The organism is Streptomyces sp. NPDC056835 (genome assembly GCF_042789485.1).
In the GTDB taxonomy this organism is placed as follows: domain Bacteria; phylum Actinomycetota; class Actinomycetes; order Streptomycetales; family Streptomycetaceae; genus Streptomyces.
Genome location: NZ_JBHUBB010000004.1, coordinates 50,838 through 73,721, shown reverse-complemented (window position 1 = coordinate 73,721; position 22,884 = coordinate 50,838). Strand labels below are relative to the sequence as shown.

20 protein-coding genes are annotated in these 22,884 nt (G+C 72.6%); 7 read left to right on the top strand and 13 right to left on the bottom strand.

Going from position 1 to position 22,884, the window contains the following annotated elements:
- Position 1: 1 nt before the first annotated feature.
- The 3 genes from ACFRMN_RS06090 to ACFRMN_RS06080 are packed head-to-tail and all read right to left on the bottom strand — an operon-like array spanning position 2 to position 798.
- A complete protein-coding gene (locus tag ACFRMN_RS06090) occupies positions 2-124 on the bottom strand; it encodes a hypothetical protein (RefSeq protein WP_383013976.1) in 123 nt (40 codons plus the stop codon).
- 48 nt (positions 125-172) lie between these two features.
- Positions 173-586: a hypothetical protein gene (locus tag ACFRMN_RS06085; RefSeq protein WP_383013973.1), complete on the bottom strand. Its 414-nt coding sequence runs from the start codon at positions 584-586 to the stop codon at positions 173-175.
- Positions 587-609: 23 nt separating this feature from the next.
- Positions 610-798 carry a hypothetical protein gene (locus ACFRMN_RS06080; protein WP_383013969.1) on the bottom strand — a complete coding sequence of 63 codons (189 nt, stop codon included), beginning with the start codon at positions 796-798 and terminating at the stop codon, positions 610-612.
- Positions 799-1,028: 230 nt separating this feature from the next.
- Between ACFRMN_RS06080 and ACFRMN_RS06075 the strand changes: the two genes are divergently transcribed.
- Positions 1,029-2,075: an NUDIX domain-containing protein gene (locus tag ACFRMN_RS06075; RefSeq protein ID WP_383013966.1), complete on the top strand. Its 1,047-nt coding sequence runs from the start codon at positions 1,029-1,031 to the stop codon at positions 2,073-2,075.
- Positions 2,076-2,190: 115 nt separating this feature from the next.
- On the opposite strand, the gene ACFRMN_RS06070 is transcribed toward ACFRMN_RS06075, so the two are convergent.
- Complete coding sequence (locus tag ACFRMN_RS06070; protein ID WP_383013962.1) at positions 2,191-3,555, bottom strand: dipeptidase; 1,365 nt, start codon at positions 3,553-3,555, stop codon at positions 2,191-2,193.
- 150 nt (positions 3,556-3,705) lie between these two features.
- Between ACFRMN_RS06070 and ACFRMN_RS06065 the strand changes: the two genes are divergently transcribed.
- The 3 genes from ACFRMN_RS06065 to ACFRMN_RS06055 all read left to right on the top strand — a co-directional run bounded on the left by ACFRMN_RS06065 (position 3,706) and on the right by ACFRMN_RS06055 (position 7,391).
- Complete coding sequence (locus ACFRMN_RS06065; RefSeq protein ID WP_383013960.1) at positions 3,706-5,010, top strand: geranylgeranyl reductase family protein; 1,305 nt, start codon at positions 3,706-3,708, stop codon at positions 5,008-5,010.
- Between the two features lie 356 nt (positions 5,011-5,366).
- On the top strand, positions 5,367-6,683 hold the full coding sequence (locus tag ACFRMN_RS06060) for a histidine kinase (protein WP_383013958.1): 1,317 nt from the start codon (positions 5,367-5,369) through the stop codon (positions 6,681-6,683).
- 42 nt (positions 6,684-6,725) lie between these two features.
- Complete coding sequence (locus ACFRMN_RS06055) at positions 6,726-7,391, top strand: response regulator (protein WP_383013955.1); 666 nt, start codon at positions 6,726-6,728, stop codon at positions 7,389-7,391.
- On the opposite strand, the gene ACFRMN_RS06050 is transcribed toward ACFRMN_RS06055, so the two are convergent.
- The 3 genes from ACFRMN_RS06050 to ACFRMN_RS06040 form a co-directional block, all read right to left on the bottom strand.
- Positions 7,352-7,681 carry a DUF6332 family protein gene (locus ACFRMN_RS06050; RefSeq protein WP_383013952.1) on the bottom strand — a complete coding sequence of 110 codons (330 nt, stop codon included), beginning with the start codon at positions 7,679-7,681 and terminating at the stop codon, positions 7,352-7,354. The two genes, ACFRMN_RS06055 and ACFRMN_RS06050, sit on opposite strands and share 40 nt — an antisense overlap.
- A 73-nt stretch (positions 7,682-7,754) precedes the next feature.
- Positions 7,755-8,102: an SCO4225 family membrane protein gene (locus ACFRMN_RS06045; RefSeq protein WP_383013949.1), complete on the bottom strand. Its 348-nt coding sequence runs from the start codon at positions 8,100-8,102 to the stop codon at positions 7,755-7,757.
- A gap of 95 nt (positions 8,103-8,197) precedes the next feature.
- Entirely contained in the window at positions 8,198-9,511 is a 1,314-nt protein-coding gene (locus tag ACFRMN_RS06040) for an MFS transporter (RefSeq protein ID WP_383013946.1), read from the bottom strand.
- Positions 9,512-9,607: 96 nt separating this feature from the next.
- Here ACFRMN_RS06040 and ACFRMN_RS06035 point away from each other — a divergent pair, with 96 nt between their 5' ends.
- Positions 9,608-10,825 (top strand): ROK family protein, encoded by a 1,218-nt coding sequence (locus ACFRMN_RS06035; RefSeq protein WP_383013943.1) that lies wholly within the window; start codon positions 9,608-9,610, stop codon positions 10,823-10,825.
- Positions 10,826-11,421: 596 nt separating this feature from the next.
- On the opposite strand, the gene ACFRMN_RS06030 is transcribed toward ACFRMN_RS06035, so the two are convergent.
- Both ACFRMN_RS06030 and ACFRMN_RS06025 read right to left on the bottom strand, forming a co-directional pair.
- The gene (locus ACFRMN_RS06030; RefSeq protein WP_383013940.1) at positions 11,422-11,946 is read right to left on the bottom strand and encodes an ATP-binding protein; all 525 of its coding nucleotides are present in this window, start codon (positions 11,944-11,946) and stop codon (positions 11,422-11,424) included.
- Between the two features lie 257 nt (positions 11,947-12,203).
- Positions 12,204-12,521 (bottom strand): hypothetical protein, encoded by a 318-nt coding sequence (locus ACFRMN_RS06025; RefSeq protein ID WP_383013937.1) that lies wholly within the window; start codon positions 12,519-12,521, stop codon positions 12,204-12,206.
- Between the two features lie 210 nt (positions 12,522-12,731).
- On the opposite strand from ACFRMN_RS06025, the gene ACFRMN_RS06020 reads away from it, so the two are divergent.
- Entirely contained in the window at positions 12,732-13,889 is a 1,158-nt protein-coding gene (locus ACFRMN_RS06020) for a PLP-dependent cysteine synthase family protein (RefSeq protein ID WP_383013934.1), read from the top strand.
- 135 nt (positions 13,890-14,024) lie between these two features.
- Here ACFRMN_RS06020 and ACFRMN_RS06015 read toward each other — a convergent pair whose 3' ends face one another.
- From ACFRMN_RS06015 to ACFRMN_RS06005, 3 genes are all read right to left on the bottom strand, one after another.
- Positions 14,025-16,100 carry a hypothetical protein gene (locus ACFRMN_RS06015; RefSeq protein ID WP_383013931.1) on the bottom strand — a complete coding sequence of 692 codons (2,076 nt, stop codon included), beginning with the start codon at positions 16,098-16,100 and terminating at the stop codon, positions 14,025-14,027.
- A gap of 163 nt (positions 16,101-16,263) precedes the next feature.
- Complete coding sequence (locus ACFRMN_RS06010; RefSeq protein ID WP_383013928.1) at positions 16,264-16,698, bottom strand: SRPBCC family protein; 435 nt, start codon at positions 16,696-16,698, stop codon at positions 16,264-16,266.
- A gap of 142 nt (positions 16,699-16,840) precedes the next feature.
- Complete coding sequence (locus ACFRMN_RS06005; protein WP_383013925.1) at positions 16,841-17,725, bottom strand: DeoR/GlpR family DNA-binding transcription regulator; 885 nt, start codon at positions 17,723-17,725, stop codon at positions 16,841-16,843.
- Positions 17,726-17,902: 177 nt separating this feature from the next.
- On the opposite strand from ACFRMN_RS06005, the gene ACFRMN_RS06000 reads away from it, so the two are divergent.
- The gene (locus tag ACFRMN_RS06000; protein WP_383013922.1) at positions 17,903-20,386 is read left to right on the top strand and encodes a hypothetical protein; all 2,484 of its coding nucleotides are present in this window, start codon (positions 17,903-17,905) and stop codon (positions 20,384-20,386) included.
- Here the strand turns inward: ACFRMN_RS06000 and ACFRMN_RS05995 are convergent.
- A complete protein-coding gene (locus ACFRMN_RS05995; RefSeq protein WP_383013919.1) occupies positions 20,356-22,773 on the bottom strand; it encodes a right-handed parallel beta-helix repeat-containing protein in 2,418 nt (805 codons plus the stop codon). The genes ACFRMN_RS06000 and ACFRMN_RS05995 overlap by 31 nt on opposite strands.
- Between the last annotated feature and the right edge of the window lie 111 nt (positions 22,774-22,884).

The following is a 22,884-nucleotide window of genomic DNA, read 5'->3' as shown; positions in this document are numbered from 1 at the left end:
CTTACCGTGCGTGGTGCTTGCCGTCGGAGTGATCCTTCTTGATCACTCCGTGTACGCGGACGGTGCGGTCCACGACCTGGGACACCTGGAAGTCGTCAGCCGCCGAGAGACAGGCGTACGCCACGGCGCGGCTCGTGCCCAGGTCGTGCTGAAGGAAGTCAAGCGCCTCACCTCAGCGGGTCGTCTGGCAGGCCATGCGCTTGCTGCCCCGGAACTTCACACACAACTCGGTGTCCGTGCCCGCGTCCTCGGCCGGCCAGCTGTACGCCAGCGCCTTGCCGGAACGGGTGGCCGTCGCCGTGTCGATGAGCTGTCCGTTCCGGAACAGGGACACGGCGCGGGAGGTGACCTCCCGCGGCGGGTTGGTCCAGATCCCGGTGACCGCGTTCCGGCCGCCCTGCCCCTCCAGCCTGATACAGATCTGCGGTCCCGAGAAGTGGTGCGTGCAGGCACTGCTGTCGGCCGCCGCCGGGGTGGCGGTCAGTGAGACGGCCAGGCCCGCGAGCGCGAGTGCCAGGGCGGACCGCCGGGCGCGCGGGAGCCGGGCGGGCGGGAGCGTGGCGGGCGCGGTCGGTGTCGCGGTCATGTCGGTTCTCCGGTGCGTACGCGTCACTTGGCGCCGCAGGAGCCCGTGTCGGTCGCCTGGTGCGGTACGACGACGAGGAACACGTCCGAGTCGAGATCCATCACGACCTCGGCCGGTGTGCCCTCGTCCCGCCGCGCCCGCGCGAACTCCTCCGCGGGCCAGCTGCCGCGCGGTCCTCCCGCGGGAAATTTCTCCAGCACCGTCCGGCGCATTGGTTACCCCCTAGCCATGTCGGGCTTTCAACGATGTTCCCCGGGGTTGTGTTACGCCCGGCGGGGACATCGGTCCGTACAGGAGACGCCCGCGGGGCCTCAGGACGACCTCGATCCGGACACAGCTCGGACACGACCGGTCCGCCGGTGCGGGCTCCTCGGTCTGCCCGGGGGTTTCCGGGGCAGGGTGTTGCGGGCAGTCCACTGAGGGCTACGGAAGAGGGGGAACCGTGATCGTCTGGATCAACGGTGCGTTCGGAGCGGGCAAGTCCAGCACCGCACGCGAACTGATCGACCTGATCCCGAACTGCACTCTGTACGAACCCGAGCTGATCGGCGGGAGGCTCGCGGAGTTGCTGCCGCAGAAGCGGCTCGCCGAGGTGACCGACTTCCAGGACCTGCCGATCTGGCGGCGTCTGGTGGTCGACACGGCGGCGGCCCTGCTGGCGGAGGTGGGCGGGGCGCTCGTCGTGCCGATGACCCTGCTGCGGCAGGAGTACCGGGACGAGATCTTCGGCGGGCTCGCCTCGCGTCGTATCCCCGTACGGCATGTGTTGCTGACAGCAGATGAAACGATCCTGCGCGGACGGATCGCGGCACGTGAGGCGCGTGAGGACGACCCGGGCGGGCGGGGCGTGGGCCAGCGTGGGCGGCGCAGGGGAGACGCGTACATCGAGCCGTACCGCGCGGCGCTCGGCTGGCTCACCGGCGACGCCCTCGTGATCGACAACACCGGCCTCACGGCCCGCGAGACCGCCGTCTGTCTCGCGGAGGCCGTACGGACCGGCACGGCGGGCGTCCGCGAGATCGTGCAGACGCCCGAGCCAACCGCCGAGACCGTCGCGGCGGGTGTCCTGCTCTTCGACGAGCAGGACCGCGTCCTCCTCGTCGATCCCACGTACAAGCCGGGCTGGGAGTTCCCCGGCGGGGTGGTGGAGGCCGGTGAGGCGCCCGCTCGCGCCGGGATACGTGAGGTCGCCGAGGAGATAGGCATAGAACTCACCGATGTGCCCGCTCTGCTGGTCGTCGACTGGGAACCGCCGAGGCCGCCGGGGTACGGCGGCCTGCGGCTGCTCTTCGACGGTGGCCGGCTCCCCGCCCATCTCGCCGGACAACTGCTGCTGCCGGGGCCCGAGCTCCGGGGCTGGCGCTTCGTCGACGAGGAGGAGGCCGGGCGGCTGCTGCCGCCCGCCCGTTACACACGGCTGCGCTGGGCCCTGCGGGCCAGGGAGCGCGGGACGGTACTCAACCTGGAGGACGGGATCCCCGTGGGCTGACCGTTCCCACGGGTGACCACGCTCCCACGGGCCCGGACCCGCTCAGGTCCGGGCCCGGTCCGGCCCGGTCTGACCCCGGTTCACTCGGGCCCCACCCGCGTGCGCTCACGCGCCGTCAGACGCCCTTGGACCGTGCGTAGTTGACCAGGAACAGGGCCTCGGAGACCGACAGGCGCTCCAACTCCTCCGGAGAGACGCTCTCGTTCACCGCGTGGATCTGCGCTTCCGGCTCACTCAGCCCGATCAGCAGGATCTCCGCCCGCGGATACAGCTCGGCCAGGGTGTTGCAGAGCGGAATGGACCCGCCCATTCCCGCCGCCTGCATCTCCTGGCCCGGATACGCCACACGCATCGCGTCGGCCATCGCTGTGTACGCGGGGCTGGTGGTGTCCGCGCGGAACGGCTGGCCCTGGCCCACCTGTTCCACCGCGACCCGCGCCCCCCACGGCGTGTGCTTCTCGATGTGCGAGACGAGCAGTTCGGTCGCCTTGGCGGCGTCCTGGCCCGGCGGCACCCGCAGGCTGACCGTCGCCCGCGCGCTCGCCTGGATCGACGGGGTGGCGCCCACCACGGGCGGGCAGTCGATGCCCAGCACGGTAACGGCCGGGCGGGCCCAGACCCGGTCGGCGACCGTGCCCTCGCCGATCAGTCCGACGCCGTCGAGCACCTTGGCGTCCTTGCGGAAGTCGGCCTCGCCGTAGGCGAGTCCGTCCCAGACGGCGTCCGAGGCCAGTCCGTCCACGGTGGTGGAGCCGTCCTCGGCGCGCAGCGAGTCGAGGACCTTGATGAGCGCGGCGAGCGCGTCGGGCGCCGCTCCGCCGAACTGGCCCGAGTGCAGGTTGCCTTCGAGCGTGTCGACCGAGACCCGGACCATGGTCATGCCGCGCAGCGTGGCCGTGACCGTCGGCAGGCCCAGCTGGAAGTTCCCGGTGTCGCCGATGACGACGGCGTCCGCGGCCAGCAGCTCAGGGTGGGCCTCCGCGTACCGTTCGAGACCGCCGGTGCCCTGCTCCTCCGAACCCTCCACGATCACCTTGACGTTCACCGGCACCCCACCGTTCGCCTTGAGGGCGCGCAGGGCGAGCAGATGCATCAGGAAGCCGCCCTTGCAGTCGGCCGCCCCGCGTCCGTACCAGCGGCCTTCGCGCTCGGTCAGCTCGAAGGGCGGCGTCACCCAGGCGTCCTCGTCCAGCGGCGGCTGCACGTCGTAGTGGGCGTAGAGCAGCACCGTGGGCGCGCCCTCGGGTCCCGCCAGCAGACCGTATACGGACTGGGTGCCATCGGGGGTGTCGAGTACCGCGACATCCTGGAACCCCTCGGCGCGCAGCGCGTCGGCGACCCAGCCGGCGGCGGCCTCGCACTCGCTCCTGGGGAACACCGCGGGATCCGCCACCGACCGGAAGGACACCAGCTCCGCGAGCTCCGTACGGGCGCGGGGCATCAGCGACGCTACGGTCTCGGCGATCGGATTCGCGGTCATGGGCACGCTCCTGGTGGGTACGACGTTGTCTCAGTCGGGTGTACGTCGAAAGGCACAGCCGATCCTCCCACAGCGGGTTCACCGAGCCAGCGCCGTAGGATGCCGTTCGACAGCAGGGGCCACCGGTCGGATCAGGAGCAGAAGCACATCGTGAGCAGCGAGAACGCAGACGCCGGAAGCGAGCACGACGAGCCGGTGTGGGATGTCGTCGTGGTCGGCGCAGGGCCGGCGGGAGCCTCCGCGGCATACGCGGCGGCGGTCGCGGGCCGCCAGGTGCTGCTGGTGGAGAAAGCCGAGTTGCCCCGCTACAAGACCTGCGGGGGCGGGATCATCGGGCCCTCGCGCGACTCACTGCCCCCGGGCTTCGAGTTGCCGTTCCGGGACCGGGTGCACGCGGTGACCTTCTCCCTGAACGGCAAGCTCGCCCGTACCCGCCGCTCCAAGCGCATGCTCTTCGGGCTCATCAATCGCCCGGAGTTCGACGCGAGTCTGGTGGAACACGCGCAGAAGGCCGGCGCGGTGCTCCGTACTGGCGTGACCGTCTCGCGCGTCGAGCAGCACGGCCCGGCCGTGCCCGACCGTCGTACGGTCGCGGTCGTCCTGGCGGACGGCGAGACGGTGTTGGCGCGGGCCGTGGTCGGTGCGGACGGCAGCGCCAGTCGGATAGGCGCGCATGTCGGAGTGAAGCTGGACCAGGTGGATCTGGGGCTTGAGGCCGAGATTCCGGTACCGCCGACGGTCGCCGAGGACTGGGCGGGGCGGGTGCTCATCGACTGGGGCCCGCTGCCCGGGAGTTACGGATGGGTGTTCCCGAAGGGGGACACGCTCACCGTGGGCGTGATCTCGGCGCGCGGCGAGGGCGCCGCCACCAAGCGCTATCTGGAGGACTTCATCGCCCGGCTCGGGCTCGCCGGATTCGAGCCCTCCGTCTCGTCCGGACATCTGACCCGGTGCCGCAGCGAGGACTCACCGCTGTCGCGCGGCCGGGTACTGGTGTGCGGGGACGCGGCGGGCCTCCTCGAACCGTGGACCAGGGAAGGGATTTCCTTCGCCCTGCGCTCCGGGCGGCTCGCGGGGGAGTGGGCGGTACGGATCTCGGAGTCGCACGACGCCGTGGACGCCCGCCGTCAGGCGCTGAACTACGCGTTCGCCATCAAGGCGGGGCTCGGTGTGGAGATGGGCGTCGGCCGGCGGATGCTGGCCGTCTTCGAGCGCAGGCCGGGACTGCTGCACGCGGCGATCACGGGGCTGCGCCCGGCGTGGAACATGTTCGCCGACATCACCCGCGGCTCGACCACGCTGGCCGGTGTCGTACGGACCCATCCGCTGGCCCGCCGCGCGCTGGATCTGCTGGACCGCAAGCAGCCGGGCGAGACGGGGGCGCCGGACAGCGGGACGCCGGAGCCCGGTGTGGCGGGAGTCACGGGCGCGCCGGAGGCGGGCGCCAGGGAGTGAGCGACGGGCCCTGACCGGGAGAGCGACGGGCCCTGACCGGGAGAGCGACGGGCCCTGACCGGGAGAGCGACGGGCCCTGACCGGGAGAGCGACGGGCCCTGACCGGGAGAATGACCGGCTCCGACCGGGAATCCGCCGTGATCCGGAGTCCATGGTGATCAGTAGTCCCTCCCTCCCGGTGAGGAAGACCGGGTGGTCGGGCCCTCCCGGTGAGGAAGACCGGGTGGTCGGGGCCGTCGTACGCCCTGACGGCGTGACGGCGCGTACGCCGAGGTGTCCCGTACTCCCCAGGGAGTACGTGTGGTCACCTCGCCCGGCTGACGCCCGCAACGCGCCCGCCGTCTAGCGTGACCGGCATGGACGAGCAGCACAGCCGCCGGGGCCGGTGGCCGGAAGGGGGCCGCGCCGCAGGCTGGGGCAGCGGCCCCCACTGCCGGCGCGGCGGGCCCCGCCGGGCGCGCGGCGGCGACCGTTGGCCGTACGCCGGTGCGCCCTGGGGACAGGAGGGACCGCCGTTCCGGCGGCGCGGGGGCCGCCGGCGCGGCCGGCTCCCCTGGCCGTCCGCCCTGTTCCTGGCCGTCTTCGTACTGGTGGGGACCGCCTTCGCCGCGGTCGACCAGCCTGATCGACAGCCCCTGGACGGCTACGCGGCGCTGCTGCTGCTCGCCGGTCCCGCGCTGCTGCTGTTCCGTCGGAAGCACCCCGTCATCACCGTCTTCGGAGTCTCCGCGACCGCGCTCGTGTACTTCGCCGCCGGCTATCCGTACGGCCCTGTCTTCCTCACCGTCGCGGTCGCCTGCTTCGCCGCGATCGTCGCGGGCAACCGGCGGGCGGCCTGGTGGGCGGTCGGTACGCTCTGGGTGGGCCATCTGCTGATCGCGCACTGGCTCTACCGCTGGCTGCCCCCGGCGCACGACCGGCCCGCGCCCTGGGGACAGGAACTGGTCATCGCGGCCTTCGTGGTCGCCCTATGCGCCGCCTCCGAACTCGTCCGGGAACGCCGCGACCAGTGGGTCAGGGAGGGCGCCGAGCGCGCGGCGGCCAAGAAGCGCCGGGAGAACGAGGAGCGGTTGCGGATCGCCCGTGAGCTGCACGACGTACTCGCCCACTCCATCTCGGTCATCAACGTCCAGGCGGGCGTGGGGCTCGCCCTCCTCGACTCCGATCCCGAGCAGGCCCGCACCGCCCTCACCACCATCAAGGCGGCGAGCAAGGAGGCCCTTGGCGAGGTACGGCAGGTCCTCGACACCCTCAGAACGCCCGGCGACGCCCCCCGCGCCCCCGCCCCGGGCCTCGACCGGCTGCCCGAGCTGATCGAACAGGCCGCGAGCGCCGGACTGACCGTCGGCATCCGGCGGGACGGGGAGCGGGCAGCGCTGCCACCGGGCACGGATCTGGCCGCCTTCCGGATCGTCCAGGAGGCGCTGACCAATGTGGTGCGGCACTCCGGGTCCCGTACGGCGGAGATCGGCCTCGGTTACGCGCCGGGCCTGCTGGAGCTGCGTATCGACGACGCGGGTCCGGCCACCGGTGGCGACGCGGGGGGCGGCGGCAATGGTCTCGTCGGCATGCGCGAGCGGGCCGCCGCGCTCGGTGGCACGATCGAGGCCGGTCCGCGTCCGGACGGCGGCTTCCGCGTACGGGCCACGCTCCCGCTGAACCCGAAGGACTGAACACCCAGTGCCCGCGCCGGGCCGGAACGCCAAGGAGACACCGTGATCCGTGTACTGCTCGCCGATGACCAGTCGCTGGTACGGGCGGGCTTTCGCGCGCTGCTCGCCGCCCAGCCGGACATCGAGGTCGCGGGCGAGGCCGCGGACGGTGAGGAGGCGCTGCTCCGGGTGCGTGAACTGAGCCCCGATGTCGTGCTGATGGACATCAGGATGCCCGTGCTCGACGGTCTCGCCGCCACCCGCCGGATCACCGAGGACGGACGGCTCGACCAGGTGAAGGTGGTCATGCTCACCACCTTCGAACTCGACGAGTACGTCTTCGAGGCGATCCGCTCCGGTGCCTCCGGATTCCTCGTCAAGGACACCGAACCGGAGGAACTGCTGCGCGCGGTCAGGGCGGTGGTGGGCGGCGACGCGCTGCTGTCACCGGGGGTCACCCGCCGGCTCATCGCGGAGTTCGCGTCCCGCTCCAAGACGCCGATGGGCCTCGCGGAACTGGGTGCGCTCACCGAGCGGGAGCGGGAGGTGATGGCGCTGGTCGGGATCGGTCTCTCCAACGAGGAGATCGCCCGCCGGCTGGTCGTCAGCCCGCTCACGGCCAAGACGCATGTCAGCAGGACGATGGTGAAGCTGGGCGCCCGCGACCGGGCCCAACTGGTCGTCCTCGCCTATGAGTCGGGGCTGGTACGGCCTGGCTGGCTCGGCTGATCGGTCCGCTTCTCCGGCTGCTGTCCCGGGAGTTGTCCCGGTGCCCTCCGTCCGGACCGTGGGAAGCGCCACAGGACCTGTACGACACGCCCCACGAACGCGAGACACGCGGCCACGGCGGCGACGCGCCGGAACGCGTCCGGCAGGTCGAAGTACCACGCCGGTCCCGCGATGACGCCGTACACCAGCGCCGCCGCGAACGCCCCCGTCAGCACGGCGAAGCCGATCTCGACCGTGATGGCGTCCCGTTCGGCGTCGCCGCGCGTGGTCCCCGCGATCCGTGTGCCCATGGCCCGAGTCTGACCTCGCCCGGGGCCGGGGACAAGACGCCACACCTGGCCGGCCGGCCGCGGTCTCCCGGTGTCAGGCGCGGTGGGGGTGCGCCGAACCCCGCGTGTTACGCAGCAGCCGTACGAACGCCCCGATGGCCGCCGCCTGGATCAGCACCGAGAGCACCAGCGCGGGATAGAGGAATCCGGCGGACTCCGCGACCGCGTCGCCCAGCAGCCCGCCGCCGACGAAGAACGCGAAGATGGCCGGCGCGGCGAGGAAGAACAGCCACACACCCGCGAACGAGGCGTCCTGGTGCTGTACGAAGAGGGTGTCGACCGCGACGAACACCGTCGCCGCGGCGACCAGGCCCAGATAGACCTGCGACGCGCGATTGCCGAAGGTCAGCCGCGCGAGTCCGGTGAGCCGTCCTGAAGTCATTGCTCTGTCTCCCCTGAAGTGATTGTCCCTCCAGGGTGGTTCGGTCCGAACGGATGTGCCTGAGTACGGCTACTCATCCCGCCGGTCACGCCAACTCAGGCCGCTGATCCCGCCGAAGCGTTCCGCGCCGAGTAGCCGATGAGCGCGGCGGCGCCCGCCAGCAGGGCCACTGTGGTCAGGGCGAGGGGCAGCGTGAACCAGTCCGCGAGGAAGCCGATCGCGGGCGGCCCCAGCAGCATCCCGCCGTATCCCAGGGTGGAGGCGGCGGCGACCCCACCGGGTCCCGCCAGCGCCCCCGCGCGGCCGATGGCGATGGGGAAGATATTGGCGAGGCCGAGTCCGGCCAGGGCGAAGCCCGCCAGGGCCGGCCAGGCGGAGGGCGCGAGCGCGCCGACCAGCATGCCGAGCGCGGCCGTGAGGCCTCCCGCGACCAGGGCGCGGGTCTGGCCGAGGCGCTCCAGCAGGGCCGTACCGGACAGCCGTCCCGCCGTCATGGCGAGGGCGAAGAGTGAGTAACCGGCCGCCGCCAGACCGGGGGTGGCGTCCAGGTCCTGGGTGAGATGGAGCGCGCTCCAGTCGGCCATCGCGCCCTCGCCGTACGCCGTGCACAGGGCGATCACACCGAAGAGAAGGACCAGGCGTCGGGTGCGACTGTCGAGCCGCCGAGGAGGGGACGCTGTCCCTGCCGCTGTCTCCTCCGCTGTCTCCTCCGCCGTGTGCTCCCGCCCCGTGTGCTCCCGCCCCATGTGCTCCCGCTCCATGTGCTCCCGCTCCGTGCTCTCCGGGACGGGCGCCGGGTGCCGCAGCAGCGTGGGACCGGTGACGGCGGTGACGAGCAGACCGACCCCGGTCAGGAGGGACAGATGGACGGCGGGGGAGAGGCCGGCCGCGACCAGCCCGCCCAGACCCGCCCCGATCATGCCGCCGAGACTGAACGCGGCGTGGAAGCTGGAGATGACCGGGCGCCGCAGGGCGGCCACGATATCGACGGCCGCGCTGTTCATCGAGACGTTCAGCGCGCCGTACGCGGCGCCGAACACCAGCAGCACCAGCCCGAGCGTCAGGGCGGAGTGGGTCTGCGGGGGCAGCACGATACTCAGCGAGAGCAGTACGGCACACACCACCGTCACCGGATGGCTGCCGAAGCGCCGGCAGAGCCGGCCGGTGAACACCATCGTCACCACGGCGCCCGCGGAGACGCCGAGCAGCGCGAGTCCGAGATCGCTCGCCGAGGCCCCCGTCTGCTGCTTGATGGCGGGGATACGGACCACCCAGCCGGCGAACATGAAACCGTCGAGGGCGAAGAACACGGTCAGCGCGATACGGAGGCGGGACAGCGAGGACCGGGAGCCGGGTTCTCCGGCGCGTCCTCCCAGGAAGGCCGTCGCTACTTTGTTTAGGTGCGGCACAAAGTGAGCATAGGGGCCGTGACGCGTCCTCACAAGCCGTCGGTATCGCGCGACGGGCCGTCCGCATCGGTCGCGGATCATGGGAGACTCGCCCCCATGAACGGCAAGGGGACGACCGCCCGGACGAGGCTGGAGAGAGGCCGCGGCGCACTCGGTCCGGCACTGGAACTGGTGCACACCGGCCGCGCGCCCACGCGCGCCGTGCTGACCGCGGAGCTGGGGGTCACCCGCGCCACGGCGGGTGCGGTCGCCGCGGAGCTGGAGGCCCTTGGTCTGATCCGGGTCGACTCCCGTCCCGGCGCCGGCGCCGGTTCCCAGGGCAGGCCCTCGCACCGGCTGGCCGTCGACGACAAGGGGCCCGTCGCGCTCGCGGCACAGGTCCACGCGGACGGCTTCCGGGCCGCGTTGGTCGGGCTCGGCGGCCGGATCGTCGCCACCGCGCCTGTACGGAGTACGGTCACCGCGGATCCGGCGCAGGTCCTCGGGGAGGTCGTCGAGGCCGGTGCGGGACTGCTGCGCACCACCGGGCTGCGCTGCGTCGGCGCGGGGCTCGCCGTACCGTCGGCCGTCGCCGAGCCGGAGGGCACGGCGCTCAACCCACTGCACCTCGCCTGGCCCGCCGGAGCGCCGGTACGGGAGATCTTCGCCGAGCGGGTACGCGCGGCGGGCATCGAGGGCCCCGCGTTCACCGGCAACGACGTCAACCTCGCCGCGCTCGCCGAGCACCGGCACGGCGCGGGACGCGGCGCCCAGCATCTGCTCTGTGTCGCGACCGGACACCGAGGGGTCGGTGGCGCGCTGGTACTCGACGGCAGGCTGCACACCGGCAGTGCGGGCCTCGCCCTTGAGGTCGGCCATCTCACTGTCAACCCCGAGGGCCGCCCCTGCTATTGCGGCAGCAGGGGCTGTCTCGACGTCGAGGCCGACCCGCTCGCCTTCCTCACCGCGGCCGGCCGCGCCCCCGGCCCCGAGGTCTCGCTGCTCCAGCAGGCCCGTGATCTGCTCCGTACCGAGCGCGCGGACCCCGCCGTACGGAGAGCCACCGAGGAGCTGATCGACCGGCTGGGCCTTGGGCTCGCGGGGCTGGTCAATATCCTCAACCCCGATCGCATCATCCTCGGCGGACTCCACCGGGAACTCCTCGACGCCGACCCGGAACGGCTGCGCGCCGTCGTCGCGGACCGGAGCCTGTGGGGCCGCAGTGGTGGCGTACCCATCCTGCCCTGCACCCTCGACCACAACAGCCTGGTGGGCGCGGCCGAGGTGGCGTGGCAGCCGGTACTGGACGATCCGCTGGGCGCGCTGGCTCCATGACCGGCCGGGGGCGATACGCGGGCCCCTGGCCCGCGGCACCGTCGTGTCCCCGCCCAGCGGCAGCCGGTCACCGAATCCGGCGACCGCGAGCGCGGCCAACTGCGCGGGCAGCCGCCGGTCCGTGCCCTGATCGGCGAGTGACGGACCGTCAAAAGCGTGATGGGCGCGGGACTCGGCGGCCATGCGCTGGGTGACCTGATCCGGCGATCTGCCCGGATGGCCATGGCGCACCCGCGCGGGCGGCACCTTCAACTCCCCGCGCAGCAGGTCGAGTTACGTGTTACGTCCAGCGCGCCGGTCCCCAGTTCCAGAGAGAACGCGATCGGCCGGCTCCTGGCCCGGCCACAGGGGGCCGCGGCGAGCGCGGGGGCGGGAAAGCGGCGGAAGCGGCCGGAAGTAGCCCGGAGTCCCGTTTCTGCTCCCGCGGTGGCACGCGCACTGCCGCTGGCCGTACGACGCCCCGGGCCCCCTCTTGGAGCGGTTCGGCCGTACAGACAAGGGCGGCCCCGCGTAACCGCCGCCGTAGGCCGTTCGGGTGGTTCGGGAATCCGCGCCCTCGCCGGCGCTCCAGCCCGCTCGGCCGGGCGCGGTCCCGGTCAGCTGATGACGGCCGACCTGGCCCAGGCGTGCCCGTACTCCCTGGTCATGGCGCCGAACTCGGCCCCGGGAAAGGGACCGTCCGTCGTCGCGCCGTACACCGGGCGCAGGGGCAGGGCGAGCGCGGCGGGCGGCGCGGGGAGGGTGAACCATATGCTCTTCCCCGTGTCGCCCCGGGCACGTATGCCCCAGCTCTCGCTGACCGCCGCGATCAGGGCGAGACCGCGGCCACCGGTATCGAACAGACTCGCGTCGCGGACCGTGGGGAGTCGCGGATCGTGGTCACTGACCGAGACCATGAGCCGTTCGAGCAGGAGCTCGATATCAACAGTGCACCGTTTGTCCGGCTGCGCGTGCCGGTGGACGTTGGTGAGCAGCTCGGTGACACCGAGTGCGGCGTGATCGATCAAGGGATCGAGATGCCAATAGCGCAATTGCGCCGAAATTATTCTGCGGACCTGTCCGATCCGCGACGGCAGGGCTTTGAGCTCCACCGTGCAGTGCCTGCTGGGCTGGCTGATCACGGCCACGACTCCCCGAAAAGAGGTCCCGAAGAAGACGAAGATCGGATCCAGCAGCTGACGCGCTGCTGATCCCGCCCGGCGGGGCTGGATCGCAGCGTCACCGCCGGTTAACCCTGAGTGATGTGAGATCAGAGTGAGCCCAGGGGCTCAGCTTCGCAACTCGGGCAGACCGGACCGCCGTTCGCGGCGGATTTCAGGTGTATACCGGACGAATTCCGGACAGATTTCTGGCGGATCGAGACAGCTTCCGCGATGGCTCAGGTTTTGGTGTGGCTCGCCCTGCTGACGGTGTCCATGAAGCGCCCGGCGAGGGCTGTCGCGTCGGGCCTGCGGCCGCGCTGGCCCATGGTCAGCCGGTAGCGGATCCCGTTCACGGTGGCGACCGCGCTGCCGCTGCCCGCGAACCACGGCTTGGCCGTACGCACGGCCCGCAGGGGCGCGCTGTCGATCACCCGGCCGTAGCTGGTCAGCAAGGCCAGCCTGCCGTCCTGGATCAGGACCTGGCCGGCCCTGGTGAGTGAGCGGGGCCATCGCTCGATCCGTACCCCGCGCGCGCTGAACTCCGGCTCAGCCATGGCTCTTCAGCCCCCTCCGTACCGTTCCCCGTGCCCAGTCCCCTCAGGTCCCCTCAAGGCAGTGTGCACAAGTATGCGGGCAGGCACCAGAGCGCGTTTCCGGCGGGGGCCAGAAGCGATCGCTATAGCTACCCAAAGTCAATGTTTGCGCAGGTGACGGCGGTACCTTTGAGGGACGGGGGCCGGTTCGACGGACGAGGAACGGTGCGTATGACTGGACGAGACGGATCCGGCGGGGACGGGACGACGGCACTCACGGACGGCCGGGCGACGGCGACCGTCGACGTGGACCGCAGCGATCCCGCCTACCGGGCATGGCTCAAAGAAGCCGTACGGAAGGTCCAGGCCGACGCCAACCGCTCCGCCGATACGCACCTGTTGCTCTTCCCGCTGCCCGAGCGGTGGGGGATCGATCTGTATCTGAAGGACGAGTCGACCCATCCGACCGGCAGTCTCAAGCACCGGCTCGCCCGCTCGCTCTTCCTCTACGGGCTGTGCAACGGGTGGATCAGGCCCGGCGCACCGGTGATCGAGGCGTCCAGCGGCTCGACGGCCGTGTCCGAGGCGTACTTCGCGAAGCTGATCGGGGTGCCGTTCATCGCCGTGATGCCGCGCACCACGAGTGCGGAGAAGTGCCGGCTCATCGAATTCCATGGCGGGCGCTGCCACTTCGTCGACGACTCCAGGAAGCTGTACGAGGAGTCGGCCGAGCTGGCGGCCAGGACCGGCGGCCACTACATGGATCAGTTCACCTACGCGGAGCGTGCCACCGACTGGCGTGGCAACAACAACATCGCCGAATCGATCTACCAGCAGCTGAGGCTGGAGCGCTATCCGGTGCCCACGTGGATCGTCGCCACGGCCGGCACCGGCGGCACCTCCGCGACCATCGCGCGCTACGTGCACTACATGCAGTTCGACACCCGGATCTGTGTCCCCGACCCGGAGAACTCCTGCTTCTTCGACGGCTGGACCCGGCACGACGCACAGGCGTGCAGCGAGCGCGGCTCCCGGATCGAGGGCATCGGCCGGCCACGGATGGAACCGAGCTTCGTGCCCGGCGCCATCGACCGGATGATGAAGGTGCCCGACGCGGCGAGCGTCGCCGCCGTACGCGCCCTGGAGCGGGCCATCGGACGCAAGGCGGGCGGCTCCACCGGCACCGGGCTGTGGAGCGCGCTGAAGATCGTCGCGGAGATGGTGGCGGAGGGGCGCAAGGGCAGCGTGGTCACCCTCCTCTGCGATCCGGGCGACCGCTATCTCGACAAGTACTACTCGGACGCCTGGCTGGCCGGACAGGGCCTGGACATCGCGCCGTACACGGAGACGCTCGACCGTTTTCTGGAGAACGGAGTCTGGCCGGACTGATGGAGTTACGGGCCGATGGCCGATGGCCGATGGCCGATGGCCGATGGCCGACGGCCGACGGCCGATGGGCCGATGGGTTTCGGCTCCCGCCGCCCGTCCCCCCGCCGGCATCCGGCATCCGGCGTCCGTCTTTTCTCAGCCGACCGCCCCGAGGCTGCCCCCGCCGGTGAGCCGCGCCGACAGCCGTACGGAACCCTCCCGGGGCGCCCGTACCGCCAGCGTCGTCGCCGACACGCTCGCCCGTACGCTGCCGGTGGCCTCGATCCGCGTGACATCACGGCTGCCCGCCGCGAGCAGGAACCACTTCCCGGAGGGCGACTGCCAGCGCGTCCCCGCCAGGATGTGCTGCCCGAACCTGCCGCAGGACGCGGTGTGCCCGGCCTCGGCCACCACCGTTCCCGGCGTCGTCGGCACGGGCGCGGGCCGCTGGAACTGCACCAGGATGCGGCCCGGGCCGCGCCAGGTGTCGGCCCGGGTGCAGACCCAGGTGGACCGGCCGCCCGATTCCGGGAGCGACTGCTCGGCGAACGCCCAGTTGTTGACGGCCCGTACGCCGGAACCGCGCAGGGTCCGCAGCGAGCACGCGGTACGCGCCCAGCTGAGCAGCGCCCGTTCGCCGGTCGCCTCCCTGGGGCCGCGCACGGGCGCGCCGCCGCCGGGCGGCGGGGTGTAGGTGAGATGCGCCGGGGCGGGCTCGCCGAGGTCCGTGACGAGGAACGAGTGCCGTTCCACGATCCTCGCCGAGGAGCGCAGCACCATCACCGGCCAGGCCACACAGTCACCTCCGGACGCCGGAGCCGGTACGGCGGCGGTCACCCCGTCGGCGGTGACGCCGAGGCTCCGGGCGGGGGTGCCGGGCGCCAGCAGATCCCGGGTGGCCGACCCGGCGACCCAGGGGGCGAGCAGATAGCGGGCACCGTCGGGGGTACGGCTGACCGCGAGCGCGGCGGCGGTCGTCGTATCCGCCTGGTCGGCGCGGGCGAAGTCCAGGGACGCCGCGGCCCCGCCGGGCGCCGATTCCGGGAGCGGCCCCCGCTCCGGCAGCGGCGCAGATTCCGGGAGCGGCACCCGCTTGGGCAGCGGCACCCGCTTCGACACCGGCTCCGCGTACCGCACGATCCGCTGTCCATCGTGGAGCAGGACCACCGCCGCCCCGTCCAGGTCGCCCGCGTACAGCAGGCGCGGTGGCTGCGTGGGCGGCGCCGTACCGGTACCCGGAGTGGCGGAAACCCTCACGGCGGGCCCCGGACCGCCCCAGACGCGCAGCGCGCGCTTCAGCAGCGCGGTGTCGCCGGTACGGCCGCCCCTGGCGGGCCAGACGGAGAAGTCGATCCGGGAGGTGTCGGCCCACTCGTCCGCCGGCGCGCGTTCCAGCAGGGCCGGATCGAGGGCGCGGGCGAGCGCCGCCGTACCGATCGGACCGTAAAGGGTGTCGTTCGCGCGGGCGCCGGCGACGGGTTGCTCCAGAGAGCCGTCCTCGGGCAGGGACACCGCCAGCACCGTCGCGGCCAGCGCGATCGCGACGGCCGCCCCGGCGATCCTGGACCGCTGCCTGCGCCGCAGCAAGTCGGTCGGCCGGGTCTGCACCGTACAGGGATCGAACTCCGCGGTGCCGAGCAGCTTTCCGGCCCGGCCGTCCCGATGGGCGGCGAGCCGTTCGGCCGTACGTACGGCGGCGGCCGGGTCCGCCACCCCCGCGTCCTCCAGCAGAGCGCGGACCGCCTGCTCGGACAGGCCCTCAAGCACGCGCAGGGCGAGCGCGGCGCGCGCGGGCGCGTTGACCGTGGACAGGGCCTGGTCCAGGGCGAGTTCGTCGCTGCCGCCGGCCCGGGGGAAGAGCCGCAGCCCCACCACGAGCGGCAGGCCGGTCCGCGGCCGGGCGGCCCGTACCCGCCACCAGGGGGACGGCTGCTCATGGGTGAGCGCGGCACGCAGCACCTGACCCCGTAGCCAGGCGAAGGCGGAGCCGCTCGGCAGGCGCTGACCGGGCACCCGGGCCCGCGAGTCGCTTTTGCGCGCGCTCGGCAGCACATGCTGGACGGTGGCGTGCGCGGTGAGGACGCGTCGGTGACGGCCCAGCGCGGGAGGGAGGGTGAGATAGGCCAGCCGGACCAGCCGCGGGTAGTGCTCGACGAGGGCGGCCTCGGCGTCGTCGACGCCGGGACGCGGGCCCGTTGTGGCGTTGTCGGACGGCTGTCGGTGGGTCGGCATGGGGACGGTGCCCTTCCGCATGTGCTGACGCGTCGTTGCTCGGCGCTGCTCAACAGGCAAAACGAGCGAGGGATGTGAAGGTCACCGTGGGAGTGATCATGTCCGGCCCGCAGAGCGACAGTTGACGCTCCCTCAGCCGACACCGCGCGTGGTGGACAAACCCTCAACCCCGCAGCAGCCGGTCGACGACGCGGCCGAACACCGCCCGTCCGGCCCGCGCGGTCAGCGGGTCGAGCGGCCGGGGCAGCGGACCGATCCGCAGCTCCTCCTCCCAGCGCAGCCGCGTCGTGCCGCCCGCTTCCCGTACGTGGATCTCGGCCCAGCCCAAGACGGTCCGGCCGCGCTTCTCCAGCCGGCAGTGGCCGGGGACGCCCGGCGCGGGCGGCCGCCAGCGGACGACCTCCATCGGGTCGTCGAACCCGGCGCGACCGAGTCCGGTACGGGCGACGAAGACGGTTCCGGTGCGGGTGGGGCCCGGGGTCAGCACGGCGATCCTCGTCAGCGGTACTTGGTCCGCGTGGGCCGGCCAGTCGGTGAGCCGCCGCCAGACCTCTTCGGCGGACAGCGGTGAGGTGCGGTCGATCCGGAAGGCGCTCACCCGGTGATCGTAAGCCGCACGGACGGCACGGACCGCACGGACCGCACCGCGCGGACCGGACCGCAACGCGAAGACCGAACCGCACGGACCGCGGAGACCGAACCGCACGGACCTTGCGCGGGCGGGGGCCGCGGGCGCGCGCTCAGTCGTCCTGCGGTACGGACCGGTCCGTGGACTCGCTCTCCGGCGGCTCCTCCGCCGCCTCGGACTCGCCCGCCACCACCAGCCCCGGCAGATACTCGGCGATCTCCTCACGGGCCGCGGCCGACAGCCCCGAGTCCGTCACCAGCGTGTCGACCTGCTCCAGCGAAGCGAAGGAACTCAGCCCCACGGTGCCCCACTTGGTGTGGTCGGCGACGACCACCACCCGGCGCGCGGACCGTACGAAGTGCCGGTTGGTCTCCGCCTCCCCGAGGTTCGGGGTGGACAGACCGGCCTCGGCCGAGATGCCGTGCACGCCGAGGAAGAGCACATCGAAGTGGAGCGAGCGGATCGCCTGGTCCGCCACCGGACCGACCAGCGAGTCCGACGGCGTACGGACCCCTCCGGTGAGCACCACCATGGCCGCCCCGGGCCGCTGGCCGCCCGCGCCCCCGGCGGCCCGCTGGCCCGTGTGGAACACATCGGCGACCCGCGTCGAGTTGGTCACCACGGTCAGATCCGGTACGTCCAGCAGATGGTGGGCCAGGGCGTACGTGGTCGTACCACCGGACAGCGCGATGGCGCTGCCGGGTACCGCCATGGCCGCCGCCGCCCGCGCGATGTCCTCCTTGGCGGTCAGCTCCAGCGCCGACTTCGCCTCGAAGCCAGGTTCGTGCGTACTGGCCTCGACCACCGGCACCGCGCCGCCGTGCACCTTCTCGATGACACCCTGGCGCGACAGCGCGTCCAGATCGCGGCGCACGGTCATGTCGGAGACGCTGAGCCTGCGCGTCAGCTCATTGACCCGGACCCCGCCGCGCCTGCGCACCTCGTCCAGGATCAGGGCACGGCGCTGCTCCGCGAGAAGATTCTGGTTGTCGCTCACCGCAGGGCCGGTCCTTCCGCGTCGTGTTCGGTCGTCAGGGGCCTCATCCTCCCACGCGGTTCCGGCGCCCGCCGCAGTGGTTGACGGGGCTGGGGGGAGGGGAGGTTCAGTGAGGGCCGGAACGCGACGCGACGGCCCCGCCGTCGTACCGAGTCCTTCCGAGAGCGAGCCACCGAAGTGTCCCCAGAAACACCGGATCCGGAGCCGCGGAGCGGAGCGGCCGCGCTCGAACTTCTGGTCCACGGCGTCGGCGGGGCCACCCCGCAGAAGATGCTGGACGATCCGCGTACGGTCAGGATCACCGGAGACGAGACGGCCGCCGTGTACCGGCGCGCGGATGACGTGGACGCCGAGCTCCACCCCGAGCGCTACCAGGGGCGGCCGGTCCCCGAGGCGTACTGCTGGTCCAATCTCACCTCGGGCAACGGCTCGCGCGCCCTGTGGCTGCTGCTGCTCCCGTTCATGGTGGTCAACCTCGCGCACTGGATGCGGCCGGCCACGAAGGGCCTGGGCAGGTCGCAGCGGCTGTACGGCGTGCTGGTACGGCTGGTCGCCCTCACCCTCACCGTGCTGCTGACGGCCGCGGCCTGCGAGGTCGCGCTCGATCTGACGGCGTGGCAGTGCGCGGGATCGGCGCGGTGTGTCGCGGACCGCTCCTGGCTCGGCTTCCTGTCGCCGGAGCGGCACGGCTGGTGGTCGCAGCCGGGGCGCCGGCTGGCCCTCGCAGCCGTGGTGCCCACGGCGCTGGTGGTGCTGTTGTGGTACCTCTCCAACCGGACGTGGAGCGCGTACGAGGCCCAGCGCCCGCCCACCGACGAGCCCACCGACGAGCCCACCGGCGAACCCGCCGAGCCCACCGGCGGGGTCTCCGGCGACAAAGCCGAGAAATCCGCCGCCACGCACGAGGCTCCGGGCTCCGACGGGGCTCCGGCCGCCGACGAGAGCCGGGCCGCGAGCGACGACCCGGTGACGGTACGGCCCGCCCTCGGCCGCCCCGGCTTCTGGTACGGACGCCGGCTGGTCGCCCGCCTCCGCGCCGCCCACACCGCCGCCGGCTTCCTCACCGTCGCCGCCGCGCTCACGGCCGCGGCCACCGACCACGACCGAAGCGCCGACAGCGGCACGCTCGATCTGCTCGGGCTGCTGCTCCAGGCAATGCTGGCCGGGTGCGCGGCCGTTGTGCTCTGGGTGGTGTGCAGCCGGGGCCGCAGCGAGCGCAAGCGCGACGGCTCCCTCGACAAACTGCTGATCAGCGCCCTGCCCGCCACCGCGCTCGGCGCGCTCGCCCTGGCCGTCGTCCATGCCGCCTGGTCCAGACCCGGCTGGGTCTCCACCGGCGGGCTCCCCGGCAACGTGTCCTTCCTGGTGCTCGCCCTGGCACAGATCGCCCTGATCGTCGTGCTCGCCGTCACGGCTCATGTCCTGCACCGCCGCGCGCCGCATCCACGGATCGCGATGCGAGGCCTCGGCGGACCCGCCGTCGCGATGCTCGCCTGCGCCCTGGGCGGGGTGATGACCGGCGGCGTCGCCCAGCGCGTCGCCGACTGGCTCGACGGGGACGCCACCCCCGGCACGGGCGAGGGCGCGATCGTGGGCCCGCCGGTACTGCTGAGCTGGCAGGCCTCGGTCATTCCCGTACTGCTCGTACTGCTGCTGATCCCGGTGGCCGTCCTCGGCATCCGTACGGTACGGGCCGCCCGCCGGCTGGCCCCACTGGTGGAGCGGGAGTACGGGAAGGAGACGGCGGACCCCCTCCGTACCCGCCAGGTGGCGGGCGTGCGGGCCAGGGCCGAGCTCACCGACTACGCACCCCGGCTCGTCGGAGTCGTCTCCGGGGCCTCCCTGCTGCTCGGCGCGGGCGCCGTCGCCGGGTCCTGGCTGAGCGGACAGGTGCCGGGGGAGGCGGCGGAAGGCACCGACTCCTTCGTCGAGTCCGTGGCCGACACCGCGCAGTCGATCGGCTCCTGGCTGGTCGGTCTGGGCTTCCTGCTCTTCATCACCTGGGGCCGTCGCGCCTACCGGGACGCCTCCGCCCGGCGCACCATCGGCATCCTCTGGGACGTCGGCACGTTCTGGCCGCGCGCGGCCCACCCCTTCGCCCCGCCCTGCTACGCCGAGCGCGCGGTCCCCGACCTCACCTGGCGGATCCTCTCCTGGACCGGTCGCACCGGCGGCCGGCTCGTACTCTCCGGCCACTCCCAGGGCAGTGTGCTGGCCGCCGCGGCCGTCTGGCAGCTGCGTACCGCCACCCGCCACCGCGTGGCGCTGCTGACGTACGGCTCACCGCTGGAGCGGCTCTACGGCCGCTGGTTCCCCGCGTACTTCGGCGCCGAGCGGCTGGGGCAGCTGAGCAAGGAGGTGCACTGCTGGCGCAATCTGTGGCGGTCCACCGACCCGATCGGCGGCCCGGTCCGTGTCCCCGAGGACGGCGACCGCCCGGAGGTCGACCGCGGACCGCTGAAGGACCCGCTCGCCTACAGCCGTACGGTGCTCCACCCGCTGCCCGAGCCGATCCTCGGCCACTCCGACTACCAGGCGGACCCGGTCTTCGCGGAGGAACGCGCCGCGCTGCTCGACCGGTTGCCGCCGGCGGCGCTGCCGGGGCAGCGCGGCGAGCGGGAGCCCGAGAGTCAGGGCAGTTCGGGCAGATCGTCCGCGTAAAGCAGGGTCAGGTCGTCCGTGCTGGTCTCCGGCAGCTGGGCGACCCGGCCCGCGTGCCGCTCCACCATCGATTCGAACGTCTGGCGCGCGGTACGGCCGTTGCCGAAGGCGGGCCCCTTGGGCAGCGCCGTGAAGTACTTCAGCAGCGCCTCGGCCGTACCCTCGCCCAGCCGGTACTCCTGCTCCTCGGACTGCTGCTCCACGATCCGCAGCAGTTCCTCGGGCACGTAGTCGCTGAAGGTGATGGTCCGTGAGAACCGGGACGCGACACCGGGGTTGACCGTCAGGAACCGCTCCATCTCGGCGGTGTACCCGGCGACGATCACCACCACCGCCTCCCGGTGGTCCTCCATCAGCTTCACCAGCGTGTCGATGGCTTCCTTGCCGAAGTCCCGGCCCGAGTCCTCGGGGGAGAGGGCATAGGCCTCGTCGATGAACAGCACACCGCCCCGCGCCCGGTCGAACGCCTCCTGCGTACGGATCGCGGTCGAGCCGATGTGCTCGCCGACCAGGTCGACCCGGGAGACCTCCACGAGATGGCCGCGTTCCAGCACTCCGAGGGAGTGCAGGATCTCGCCGTACAGCCGGGCCACGGTCGTCTTGCCGGTGCCGGGGGAGCCGGTGAAGACCAGATGGCGGCGGACGGACGCCGCTTTGAGGCCCGCTTCCTTGCGGCGGCGGCCGACCTCGATCATGTCGGTGAGCGCGCGGACCTCGCGCTTGACGCTGTCGAGGCCGACGAGCGAGTCGAGTTCGCCGAGGACGGCCTCGGAGGCACGGGCGGGAGCGGTCGCCTCGGGGGTGAGGTCCGAGGTCCGCGCCGCGGCGCTCTGCGCCGGGACCGCGCCGAGGAGCCCGGTGGACTGGGTCGCGGTCAGCACGGCCGACGGTTCCAGGGACGGCGTCGGCGGGGTCAGCACGCCGCTCTCGTCGCTGGTGCAGTCCTCGACGGTCGGCCCGTCCTCCGCGAAGTCGTACCCGCCGCGCGCGCACCGTTCCGTACGGCAGCGGGTGAGTGTCGTACGGCAGCCGTCCATCACATGGAAGCCGTACCCGCCGCTGCCCGTCACCCGGCAGCTGTGGAACGTGCCCCGGCCCTCGGCCGAGACGTAGAAGCCGGCCTCGGCGGGCGAGGTGACCGTACAGCGCTCGATGGTGGGATCGGCGCCCTTGGTGACGATGACCCCGGTCTGGACACCGTCGATGGTGCAGGAGTTGAGCGTGCCGCCGCTGCCGTGGTCACGGAACCAGGCCCCGGTGGACGCCTCCCTGATCCGGCAGTCGTCGAGCTGCGCGGTGGCCCCGTCGCTCACGGACACCGCCGTGTTGCGCACCTGCGAGATGTCCGTGTCCACGACATCGGCGCGCGAGCCGCGGTCGAGGACGAAGAGCGCGTCGGGCACGTCATGCACCCGGCAGGAGTCGAGCACGACGGTCGCGCCGTCGCTGACCCAGACGGCCGGGTAGTCGCCCGTACTGTCGTGGATCTCGCACTGGTTGGCGTCGACGCGTGTGCCCGGGTCCCAGACGGAGAGACCGTTGCGGCCGAAGCGGCGCACAGTCGAGCGGGTCAGCGTCAGCACCGAGCGGGAGCGCAGATCGACGGCGTTCTCCGGGATGTCGTGGATGTCGCAGTCGGAGAGGGTCAGTACGGCGTCGGTGTCCAGGGTTATCCCGTCCGCCGAGGTGCGGTGCACGGAGGAGTCGGTGAGATGGGCCGCGGCCCGGGACGCGATCTGCACGCCGGTGCCCTTGATCTCGTACACCTCGCAGCCGACCGCCTCCAGACCACTGCCCTCGCCGGTGACGGACAGCCCCGAGCCCGAGGCGTGATGGATCCGGCAGCGCTCCAGCCGCGGATGGGCGCCGCCGCGCACGGAGATACCGGACTGTCCCGCGGCGACGATCTCGCAGTCCTCGAACACCCCGCCCGCCCCGTCGAGTACGCCGATGCCGACCCCGGCCGGATTGTCGACGGTGCAGCGGCGGACGGTCGGGCGCGCCGCGCCGCGCACCTCCAGGCCGGCCGCGGAACGCGTCACGATCCGCAGGTCCGACAGCTCGGGGGTGCCGTCCTCGACGAGCAGCGCGGGGGCCGCCGAGTCCTGTCCCTCCACATGCAGGTCCTGGACGGTGGCGGAGGCGCGCACGGTCAGCGGCACCCCGTCGGCGGGCGCGATGCGTACGGAGCCGAGCGAGCCCTCCTGGCCGCGCAGCGTGACCGCTCGCGTGACGATGAGATTCTCCCGGTAGGTGCCCGGGGCGATCGTGAGGACATCGCCGTCACCGGCGGCCTCCAGGGCCCCGGCGAGGGAGGCGTATTCGCCTGTGCGGCGCCGCCAACGCGATGTTCCGGTGTGCGTCACCTGGACCGTGCCCTGTGCCATGGCGCTGCTGTGCCCCCACCTCGTGCGTGTGCGCGTGCTCTGCCGTCCCGGGTACCGGCCCCGGACCCCGGCGCAACGGCGACCGGGCGGCACCACCGTAGCGCGCGTGGC